The sequence below is a fragment of the Solimonas soli DSM 21787 genome (genome assembly GCF_000474945.1).
GTDB classification, from domain to species: Bacteria; Pseudomonadota; Gammaproteobacteria; order Nevskiales; family Nevskiaceae; genus Solimonas; species Solimonas soli.
Window position 1 is genome coordinate 56,921 of sequence record NZ_AXDW01000022.1, and the last position, 10,189, is coordinate 67,109.

Annotated in this window: 10 protein-coding genes; 1 reads left to right on the forward strand and 9 read right to left on the reverse strand. The window is 69.1% G+C overall.

What is annotated here, in order from left to right; translation table 11 throughout:
* Window positions 1-104 precede the first annotated feature (104 nt).
* The gene (locus K344_RS0110880; protein WP_028080689.1) at window positions 105-1,214 is read right to left on the reverse strand and encodes an acyl-CoA dehydrogenase family protein; all 1,110 of its coding nucleotides are present in this window, start codon (window positions 1,212-1,214) and stop codon (window positions 105-107) included.
* A gap of 224 nt (window positions 1,215-1,438) precedes the next feature.
* Between K344_RS0110880 and K344_RS0110885 the strand changes: the two genes are divergently transcribed.
* Window positions 1,439-1,759, forward strand: coding sequence for a 2Fe-2S iron-sulfur cluster-binding protein (locus tag K344_RS0110885; protein WP_028080690.1), 321 nt, complete (start codon window positions 1,439-1,441; stop codon window positions 1,757-1,759).
* A 51-nt stretch (window positions 1,760-1,810) separates the two neighbouring features.
* Here the strand turns inward: K344_RS0110885 and K344_RS0110890 are convergent, their stop codons facing one another.
* The 8 genes from K344_RS0110890 to K344_RS0110925 all read right to left on the reverse strand — a co-directional run.
* Entirely contained in the window at window positions 1,811-2,818 is a 1,008-nt protein-coding gene (locus K344_RS0110890) for a zinc-dependent alcohol dehydrogenase family protein (protein WP_028080691.1), read from the reverse strand.
* Window positions 2,815-4,512 carry an acyl-CoA dehydrogenase family protein gene (locus K344_RS21285; RefSeq protein ID WP_051362133.1) on the reverse strand — a complete coding sequence of 566 codons (1,698 nt, stop codon included), beginning with the start codon at window positions 4,510-4,512 and terminating at the stop codon, window positions 2,815-2,817. The genes K344_RS0110890 and K344_RS21285 overlap by 4 nt, the downstream gene beginning before the upstream one ends.
* The gene (locus tag K344_RS21290; protein WP_169729288.1) at window positions 4,509-6,017 is read right to left on the reverse strand and encodes an aldehyde dehydrogenase family protein; all 1,509 of its coding nucleotides are present in this window, start codon (window positions 6,015-6,017) and stop codon (window positions 4,509-4,511) included. Before K344_RS21290 ends, K344_RS21285 begins: the two co-directional genes overlap by 4 nt.
* 43 nt (window positions 6,018-6,060) lie before the next feature.
* Entirely contained in the window at window positions 6,061-6,381 is a 321-nt protein-coding gene (locus K344_RS0110905) for a 2Fe-2S iron-sulfur cluster-binding protein (protein WP_028080692.1), read from the reverse strand.
* A gap of 131 nt (window positions 6,382-6,512) precedes the next feature.
* A complete protein-coding gene (locus K344_RS21295) occupies window positions 6,513-7,763 on the reverse strand; it encodes a cytochrome P450 (protein ID WP_169729289.1) in 1,251 nt (416 codons plus the stop codon).
* The gene (locus K344_RS21300; RefSeq protein ID WP_084197281.1) at window positions 7,753-8,541 is read right to left on the reverse strand and encodes an enoyl-CoA hydratase/isomerase family protein; all 789 of its coding nucleotides are present in this window, start codon (window positions 8,539-8,541) and stop codon (window positions 7,753-7,755) included. Before K344_RS21300 ends, K344_RS21295 begins: the two co-directional genes overlap by 11 nt.
* 13 nt (window positions 8,542-8,554) lie before the next feature.
* Window positions 8,555-9,826 carry a tetratricopeptide repeat protein gene (locus K344_RS0110920; RefSeq protein WP_245586193.1) on the reverse strand — a complete coding sequence of 424 codons (1,272 nt, stop codon included), beginning with the start codon at window positions 9,824-9,826 and terminating at the stop codon, window positions 8,555-8,557.
* Window positions 9,827-9,852: 26 nt separating this feature from the next.
* Window positions 9,853-10,189: ExbD/TolR family protein (locus K344_RS0110925; RefSeq protein ID WP_028080694.1), on the reverse strand; the 337-nt coding region annotated here is incomplete at its 5' end.

Sequence of the window (10,189 nt, forward strand, 5' to 3'; positions counted from 1 at the left end):
CCCCATGGCGGGCGTCGCGAGGCGTCCGGCAGCGTCAGCGGATCGGACAGCGCTGCGTCGCTCCGCCGCGGCATTGCTCACAATGACGAAGCAGGTGCAGGAACCTAAGCCGCCGCGCGCTCCAGGCGCGCGTGACGGCGCAGATGATGGTCGACATCGCCGAATTCACGTTCGATCGCCGTCGCGCGCTTGAAGTAGCTGCCCAGCGGCAGCTCATCGGTCATGCCCATGCCGCCGTGCAGCTGCACGGCGTTCTGGCCGACGAAGCGGCAGGCCTCGGCGACGCTGATCTTCGCGGTCGAGACGGCGAGCGCGCGCTCGCGCGGCGGCTTGCCCAGCGACAGCGTCGCCATCACCGGCGCCGCGCGCGCCAGCTCGATCTTCAGATGCATGGCCACGAGACGATGCTGAATCACCTGAGACTCGGCAAGCGCCTGACCGAACTGGCGACGCTCGCGCACGTACGCCAGCGTGTCGGCCTGCAGCCGCGTCATCACGCCGAGCGCTTCGGCGCACACCGCAGCGGCACCTTCATCGAGCATCTGTTCAAGTGAAGTGCGCGCGGCTTCGCCTTCGGCGAGCAAGGCTTCGCTCGCGAGTGTCACCGCGTCGAAGTGCAGATCGGCAGCGCGGCGGCCGTCGAAGGTCGGATACACGACGAGCTGCAAGCCGCGCGTGTCACGCGGCACGACGAACAGGGCGATCTTCGCGCCCTCGACCGCCGCACTGGCGATGAAATGCGTCGCCCACGGTGCCGCGACGACCACGGCCTTGCCGCCGTCGAGGCGCCAGCAGCCCGCCGTCCGCCGCGCCCGCAGATCGCCTGCCTGCGCTTCCGTCCACGCCGGCACGACGACGGCGCCTCCGTCGGCGATTCGCTTCAGCAAGGCATCGCCCGGCTCGCTCGCGGTGCGCGACAGCAGCCCGGCGGCGAGCACGCAGCTTTCGAGGTAAGGCTCGACGACCAGCGCCTTGCCGAACGTCTCCATCACCAGCATGTGCTCGACGGCACCGCCGCCGCTGCCGCCGACACGCTCCGGCAAGGCGGCGCCGAGCAGGCCGAGTTCGTCGGCGAAACGTCTCCACAACGCCGGCTGCCAGCCGTTCTCGCCGACGATAACCTTGCGGCGCGCCTCGAACTGATACTGCTCGCCGAGGAAGGTATCGAGGTTGTCGCGCAGCAAGCGCTGCGTCGTATCGAGTTCGAAATTCATGTTGGACTCCGTCGTGATGCAGCCGGGCCGACGCGCGGCGTCAAACACGCGCTTGCCGTCGGCGCCTCAGCGGCACGGGCGCGACCGGCGTCGCCCCGCCGGCGGCGGCGCAATGCCGCCGCATCGATGCCGGGGCTTGGCCATCGCCGGGCGCTTAAATATAATAATATTAGATTTAATGCCCAGCGGCGCGATGCGCCTTCGGACCCCGCCAGGAAACCCTTATGACCCGAGCCATTTTCATCACCGCCGAAGGCAAGCGCTTCGATGTCGACTGCGGCAAGGAGGCGTCGATGATGCGCGTCGCGCTTTCGAACAATGTGCCGGGCATCGACGCGGACTGCGGCGGCTCCATGGTCTGCGGCACCTGCCACGTCCACGTCGCCGACGCCTGGCTGGCCAGGCTGCCCGCGAAGACGTCCATGGAGGCGGAGATCCTCGATTACGTGCCGGAACCGAATCCGAATGCGCGGCTGTCGTGCCAGATCCCGGTCAGCGCCGAACTCGACGGCATCGAGCTGACCGTTCCGCGCCTGCAGCGCTGAGCCGCCGACCGCATCCATGCGGGCCGCGATGCGGGCCGCCGCGCTCATCGGCTAGGCGGCGAGGTCGATGATGATCTTGCCGAAGTGGCGGCCGCTTTCCTGATGGAGAAACGCGTCCACGAGCCGCGACAGCGCGAACGTGCGATCCAGTACCGGGCGCAGGCCGCTCAACTCGATGCCGCGGCACATGTCCAGCTGCATCGCCCTGCTGCCGACCGCGATCGGCCGCAGGCGCGGCTGCCTGGCGATCAGGCGGCCGATATGCAGCGGCGCTTCCAGACCGCCGAGCACACCGACCATCACGATGTTGCCGCCGACGCGCACCGCCTTCAGCGACTGCGCCAGCGTCGAGTGGCCGCCGACGTCGACCACGTGATCGACGCCGCCGCCCGACAGCCGGCGCACCGTCTCGCCCCAGAGCTTGTCTTCGCGATAGTTCACGAGATGATGCGCGCCCAGCGTGCGCAGGCGTTCGAGCTTGTCCGGCAGCGATGAGGTCGCGTATACCTCGGCGCCGGCGAGTCGCGCGAACTGCAGCGCGAAGATCGACATGCCGCCGCTGCCCTGCACCAGCACGCGGTCGCCCGGCTTGATGCCGCACTCGACGACGAGCGCGCGCCAGGCGGTCAGCGCCGCGCACGGCAGCGTGGCGGCTTCCGCAGGACTCAGATGCGCGGGCATCGGCGTCAGCGCCTGCGGCTCGACGACGCTGTACTGCACGGCGCAGCCGTCGATGCTGTCGCCAGTCATCGTCAGCGTGTTGTCGAGCGTCGCCGCGCCGTCCTGCCATTTCGGAAAGAAGACACTGATGACGCGATCGCCGACCTTCCATTCCCGCACGCCGGCACCGACCGCGACCACTTCGCCGGCACCGTCGGACAGCGGAATGCGTCCGTCGACACTCGGCAGGGCGCCGGTGACGACGGCGTAGTCGTGATAGTTCAGCGAGGAGGCGTGCCAGCGCACCTTGACGCGGCCCGGCGTCACGTCCGGCTCCGGGCGCTCGCCGATCTGCAGGGCGCTCAGCGCCGCGGGCAGCTTCAGCGTGGCCAGCTTCATGCCGCGATCCCGGCTGCCCGCGGTGCCGCGCCGCGCACCACGGCGAGCCGGTAGTCGAATTCCGCAAACAGGTGACGGAAGTAGAACGCCGCCACCTCGCCCGCGCCGTGCATCCCGCCGCGATCCGCGGCGGCGGCGCGCAGCAGCAGCCAGCCGACGACGAGCAGGCCGAGCGCGCGTAACAGGTGCACCGCGACCTCGGCGGCATCGACGGGCGGCAGCGCGAGAAGCGCGTCGCGCAGCGGCGGCAGGCGCGCGCGCAGCGCATCGCCGTGCGCCGACGGCGGCAATGCGGCATCGATCTCGTCGAGCAGCCGCTGCAGTCGCAGGCCGCGGTCGCCGAGCAGCTTGCGCACGACGAGGTCGAGGGCCTGGATGCCGTTGGTGCCTTCGTAGATCGAAAAGACGCGAACGTCGCGCGCGATCTGCTCGACGCCGTACTCGCACACGTAGCCATGGCCGCCGTGGACCTGGATCGCGAGATGGGCGACGTCGTGCGCATTGTCGGACAGAAAGGCTTTGGCGACCGGCGTCAGCAGCGCAAGCCGCTCGCCCGCACGCTCGCGCTCGCCGGCGTCCGCGTGCGCGGCCTCGATGTCAAGCTGCAGGGACAGCCAGCTGGTCAGCAGACGGCCGCCCTGGGTCCAGGCGCGCTGCGTCATCAGCATGCGCCGCACGTCGGCGTGCTCGATCAGCGGCACGGCCGGGGCGTCGCCGGCGCCGCGGCCCTGCAGGCGCGTCTCCGCATAGGCTTGTGCGAGCTGGCATGCCAGTTCGCCGGCGCCGACCGACTGCACCGCGACGCCTAGGCGCGCGGCGTTCATCATCACGAACATGCAGGCCAGGCCGCGATTCGGTTCGCCGACCAGCCAGCCCTGCGCGCGCTCGAAGTTCAGCGCGCAGGTCGCGCTGCCGCGCATGCCCATCTTGTGTTCGAGACCGACGACGGCGATGCCGTTGCTGCCGGCCGCGAGCCCGTCGCCCTCCGGCAGCTGCCGCGGCACGAGAAACAGCGACAGACCCTTGCTGCCCGGCGGCGCATCCGGCAGACGCGCCAGCACGAGATGCACGATGTTCTCCGCGGCGTCGTGGTCGCCGCCGGAGATGAACAGCTTGGCGCCGCTGATGGCGTAGCGGCCGTCCGCCAGCGGCTCGGCGCGCGTGCGCACAAGGCCGAGATCGCTGCCGGCCTGCGCCTCGGTCAGACACATGCTCGTCGTCCAGGCGCCGCTGGCGATCTTCGGCAGATACCGGCTTTGCAGTTCGGCGTCCGCGTGCGCGCGCAACAGTTCGTAGGCACCGTGCGCGATGCCGGGAAACATGGCCCAGGACGGATTCGCGGCATTGAGCATTTCGAGCAGCGCGTTGGCGAGCACCATCGGCAGCCCCTGCCCGCCGTGTTCGGCGGCGCAGGCCAGCGCCGGCCAGCCGCCGTCGACGAAGACGCGGTAAGCGTCGGCAAAGCCGGGCGGCAGCGCGACGCGGCCATCCTCGAGGCGGCAACCCTGGTCGCCGGCGACGCGCGTCGGCGCCAGCACGCCCGCCGCGAAATCCGCCGCCTCGTCGAGGATCTGGTCGACGAGCGCGCGATCGACACCCGCGTAGCCCGGCATCGCGGCGTACGCGTCCGTCACCGCCAGCACCTCGTGCAGCACGAAGCGCATCTGCTCCAGCGGCGCGCGATAGGCGCTCATGCGGAGCGCCGCCGCGGCGTCTTTTCGTAGCGCCTGGCCAGCTTTTCGAGTCCGCCGCGCACGGCGAAGTCGAACAGCTTGCCGTACGGCGGCTGCAGCACGCGCATCAGCGCCGCGGGCCCGGCCTGCCGATAGACCGAACGCGCGTGACTGAAGCGGCGGAATCCTTCGATGCCGAAGCTGTACGAGCCCATGCCGCTGCGGCCGACGCCGCCGAACGGCAGGTCGGGCACGCTGTAATGGAACATCGCGTCGTTGATCGTCACGCCGCCGGAGAAGCTGCGGTCGAGCACGTCCTGCGCGAAGGCATGGCTGCGCGAGAACACGTACAGGCCGAGCGGTTTCTCCAGGCGACGCAGACCGGCGCAGAGCGTGTCGAGGTCGTCGTACGGAATGACGACGAGCACCGGGCCGAACAGTTCCTCGCCCAGCGCCCGCGTGCCCTCGGGCGGATCGATGATCGCCTGCAGGGCCAGACGCTTGTTCGCTTCATCGCGCAAGGGTCCCGTCCGTCCGCCGAGGCCGAGCGGAACCACGCGCGCGCCGCGACGCCGCGCCTCCTCGACGAGGCTTTCGAGACGGCGAAAATGCCGCTCGTTGACCAGGCCGCAGTAGTCGCGGTTCTGCACCGAGCCCGGATAGAGCTTCGCCATCGCCGCGTCGAGCCTGGCGATGAACGGCTCCAGCTTGGCGCGCGGCACGAACAGCAAGTCGGGCGCCAGACAGGCCTGGCCGCCGTTGAGCGTCTTGGCGGCGATCAGGCGGCCGGCGCACTCGTCGAGATCGGCATCGTCGCCGACGATCACCGGGCATTTGCCGCCGAGTTCGAGCGTGACCGGCGTGAGATTCGGCGCCGCGGCTTCCATGATCTTGGCGCCGACGCCGGGGCTGCCGGTGAACATCAGGTGATCGAAGCGCAGGCTCGCGAATGCCTTGCTGGTTTCGAGACCGCCGCCGATCACGGCGAGCTCGGTCTCGTCGAAGTAGTCGCGGACCGCCGCGTCGAGCGCGGCCGTGCTCGCCGGCATCATGTCGGAAGGACACAGCATCGCCCGGTTGCCGGCGGCGAGCACCGTGACCATCGGCGCCAGCACCAGGTTCAGCGGCGCATTCCAGGCGCCCATGACGCCGACCACGCCGAGCGGCTGATACTGGATCTCGGCGCGCGCGCCGAACAGCTTGAACGGCATCGGCGCCGGACGCCGCTCCGCCTTCATCCACTCGCCGACGCGCTTGCGGGCGGTTCGCAGCAGCTGCACCGGCAGGAAGATTTCCGTCATCAGGCTCCACTCGCGGCCGCGTACCGCAAAGTCCTGCATGATCGCGTCGAGCAAGGCCTCGCGGTGCGCGAGGAGCATGGCCGTCGCGCGATCGAGACGGTCTTCGCGGGTCGCCCGCGACACCGGCATCTCGGCCACGAATGCCTCGCGCTGCCGGCGCAGGATGCGCAGCAGATGCTCGAGATCGGCGGGCTGGGTGCTGTCGTTCGGCATCACACTCGGCATGCGAGGTCTCCGGTACGGTTTCGGAACCGAGCTGCGCCGCGCGTCAGCGCTGGCTCGCCGGCAGGCTGACGACGATGCCGTCGAGCGACGCGTCGGCGTGCAGCTGGCAGCTGAGCCGCGATCCGCGCCGGCGCTCCTCGACGACATCGAGCATCGCGTCCTCGTTGCCGGATACCGGCGGCAGGCGCGCGATCCATTCGTCGGCGACGAACACGTGGCAGGTCGCGCACGCGCATGCTCCGCCGCAGTCGGCGTCGATACCGGGAATCGAGTGATTCTGTGCCGTCTGCATCAGCGAGTCGCCGGGCTTGGCCTCGACCGTGTGCTGCGTGCCGCTGTGCTCGATGAAGGTGACTTTGACCATGCTGAACTCGCTGAAGGCGCCCCGCGGTCGGCAGACTCGAGCTTTCCTGGCTCTCGTCTGCCGACCGCAGCGGCGAAATGCGGCGGAATGGGCGACGCCCTCCGTCGCGGGGAGAGAATGAGGACCGTGCGTCAGGGCCGCGACGACGTGTCCTCGGCCGTGAAGCGGCGCTTCGCGTCGAGCCACGCGCTGCGTTGCGCGGGCACGAAACGCACCGGCAGGCTCTTCATGCCGCGCGCTTCGCCGACGAGGTACTCGGGTGCGAAATCGGCGGCCACTTCGTAATCGCCGAAGCGCTCGAGAACGGTCTTCAGCAGAATCTCGATCTCGAGGCGCGCGAGATTGCGGCCGAGGCAGATGTGCGCGCCGCTGCCGAAGGCGACGTGCGGATTCGGCTGACGCTCCAGGACACACTGCGCGGCCCGCTCGAACACCGCCTCGTCGCGATTGGCCGAGCCGTGCAGGCCGAACACCCAGTCGCCCGCCTTGAGATCCTGGCCCTCGATGCGTGTGTCCTGCGTCACCGTGCGGCGCAGGCCCTGGATCGGCGAGGTGTAGCGCACCAGTTCCTCGATCGCCAGCGACCACGGCGTGGCACCGGACTTGAGACGCTCCTTGTCCTGCGGATGGCGCGCGAGATGCAGCAGCGACTCGAGCATCACCGCACTGGTGGTGTCCAGGCCGCCGAACAGGATGATCAGCAGCGTGCGCAGTATCTCGTCGTCGCTGAACGGCCGGCCGTCGATCTGCGCCTCCAGCATGGCGCCGAGCACGTCGTCGACCGGCGGCGCCGAACGTCGCCGCGCCACCAGGCCGCCGAGAAACATCGTGATGTCCTCACCGGCCTTGATGACGCCGGGCATGTCGGTCGCCCGCCCGCGCGTCATGTATTCGATCCATTCGCTCATCTGCTGCCGCGCCTCGGACGGCACGCCGAGCAGCGGCAGCACGATGCGCGGCAACAGCGGCCGCACCAGCTGCGCGGCGAGGTCGGCGCTGCCGGTCTCGATGAAATCGTCGATCAGCGCATCGATGACGCGCTGGATCTCGTCGCGCTTGGTCGCCACCGCTTCCGGCGTGAACCGCCGGTTCAGCACGCGGCGGAATTTCGTCTGCAGCGGCGGATCGAGATCGATCGGGAACATCTGGTAAGGGTGCGGCGGAATGCCGACGCCCTGCGTCGAGCTGAAGGTGCTGTAGTCCTCGAACACCTTCTTCACGCTTTCGTATCGCGACACGACGAAGAAACCGCCGTGCTGCCCGGAGCGGCCGACCGGGCATCGCGTGCGGAACGCCTCGTACATGGCATACGGATCGTTCATCTGCGCCGGCGCCGTGTGGTCGAAAGCGCGCATGGTCTCTTCAATGGGTTCAGCGGACATCTCGTTTCTCCTCTGGCGGCGCGTCCGCCGACTTCGGCGGAAACCGTTTGAAAATCTCGCTGGGCGGGCCCGGGCGCAGGTCGCCATGCATCAGCGCGTTTTCACGCTCGTAGGCATTGCGGTAGGTGTCGCCGATGGCGTCGTGCAGCAGCTGCTTGGTGGCCTGCACACCGGCGCCCGGATGCGCGGCAATCTCCGCCGCGATGCCGAGCGCGGTGGCGAGCAGGGCTCCGGCGGCGACGCAGTGATTCAGGAGGCCGCTGCGCAGCGCTTCCTCGGCGTCGATCCGGCGCGCCGTGAACAGGTATTCCTTGGCCTTCGCCAAGCCGACGACAGGCGCCAGCTGCCAGCTGTTGTTGGCATAGCCGTAGGCGGCGGCCGTGAAGCGGAATTCGCACGCCGGGCTGCCGACGCGAATGTCGAGCGCGGAGGCCATGATCGCGCCGCCGCCATGCGCCGCACCGTTGAGCGCACCGATCAGCGGCTTCGGATGCGTAGCGAGCGACCACATCCATTGCTCGCGCCGCGCCTGCGCGTCGGCCAGCGTCGCGGCGTCCCATTGCTTCATCTCGTGAATGTCGTAGCCGGCGCTGAAGGCCTTGTCGCCGGCGCCGGTCAGCACCACGGCGCGCACCGCGTCGTCCTGCGCGAAGTCTTGCAGGGCCGCGTCGAGCTCGGCGTGCAGCGCCAGCGTCAGCGCATTGCGCGCCTGCGGACGATTGAGCACCACAACCCGTACGCCGGGTGCGGGAGTCTCGATGATGAGTTCGCCGGCCATAGGGGTGCTCGCGTCAGACCGGCTGGCCGCTTCGGATCTTGATGGTCCACAAGCGCGCCAGGTCCGCGCTTCCGTCGCTCCCCTTCACGGTGGCGAGCGTGCGCTCCGCCAGGTCCTTGCGGCCGGCCAGCAGCTGCGCATAGCCGAGATGCAGCTTCGCCTGGTCCGCCGCCTTGAGTCCGCCTTTCTTGATTCCCTGCTGCATCAGCGCCAGGCCTCGCTCGGCCTGGCCGTGGGTCACGAGATTGAAGCCGGTCGCGATCAGCGGATCGCCGCTGGCCTGCGCCGCGGCGGCCTTCTCGCCTTCGGCCAGCGTGGCCTTGTCCTCGGCCAGCTTCCGGTCGATCAAGGTGCGAAGCCGCTGCTGGCGTTCGGCGTCGGCGCCCGCGCCGAGGAGCTGGCGCCGATAGCCCTCATCGATGAAGGCCTTGGCCTCGTTCGGATAGCCGGCCTGCAAGGCCAGCTGCGCGGCGTCCATGTAGTCGCCGGCCTGTTCCATGGTGCCGGTGGCCTTGCGCAGGCGGTAGAGGTCGAGATCGAGCTTCGGCGAGAAGCCGGGCTTGGCGGCCGTGCGCACGATCAGGTCGATCCAGTAACTGGCCTTCGGCGTATAGAGCACGACCTTCTCGAGCGCCGCGCGATACGCGTTCATGTCGTTCTGCTTGAGCGCGCAACTGGCGAGCAGCTGCAGCTGCGTGTCGGTCGGCCGCTGCCGGGCCTGTTCGAGGGCAGCGATCTGCCGCGTGAGCTCATCGGCCGCTTCCTTGTAACGGCCGGCGAGATACAGCGATTGTGCGTAGAGCCCGAGCGTCTGCGCGTTGTTGCCGCCGGCCGCGCGATACATCTGGATCGCCGTCGCCGCGCGCGCATAATCCTTGGCGGTGTACGCGAGCTTCACGTATGAGTCGAGCGTCTGCACCTTTTCCTCGGCGGCCAGCTCCGGCGAATTGACGACTTGTTCGTAGGCGGCCAGCGCACTTCGATAATCGCCGAGACCGATGGCGGTCGAGGCCTTGAGGCGCGCGATCAGATAGCTCTCGTACGGCGTCAGCTTGCCGACGCTTTCGGCTTTGGCGATGCCGTTCTTCGCCTCCGCGTAGTTCTTGGCCTGCAGGGCTTTCTGGGCGCCCTGCAGCGGCTGCCCCACTTCGGGCCGCACGTTCTTGCTCGCCGCGGCCTGCACCGGCCCCTGCGCCGCGAGCAACAGAATGGCGGCCACCGCCAGGCGCGTGCCTTGGCGACTCATGCGGCAATGCGTGCGCTGCGGATCTTTCCTGCCGGTCATCGTTTTCCTCCCGCTCCGTACCGGAGCTACATCAATTGCTCGTTGCCGACGATGCCGATGTTGGTGACGCCGAGACGCTGTGCGTCGGCGAGCGCCGCGGCGACGTACTTGTACTCGACCAGCCGGTTCGGCCGGATGTGAAACTCCGGCTGCTGATCTTCCTTGGCCGCCTGCTGGAAGCGGTACTTCATCACGTCGCGGCTGATCGCCTCGCCGTTCCAGATGTACGTGCCGTCGAAGTCGATCTCCAGTTCCACGGACGGCGGCGGCGGTGCGTCCGTCGCCGGCGGCGTCGCCTGCGGCATGTCCAGCTTCACCGCGTGCGTCTGCACCGGGATCGTGATGATCAGCATGATCAAGAGC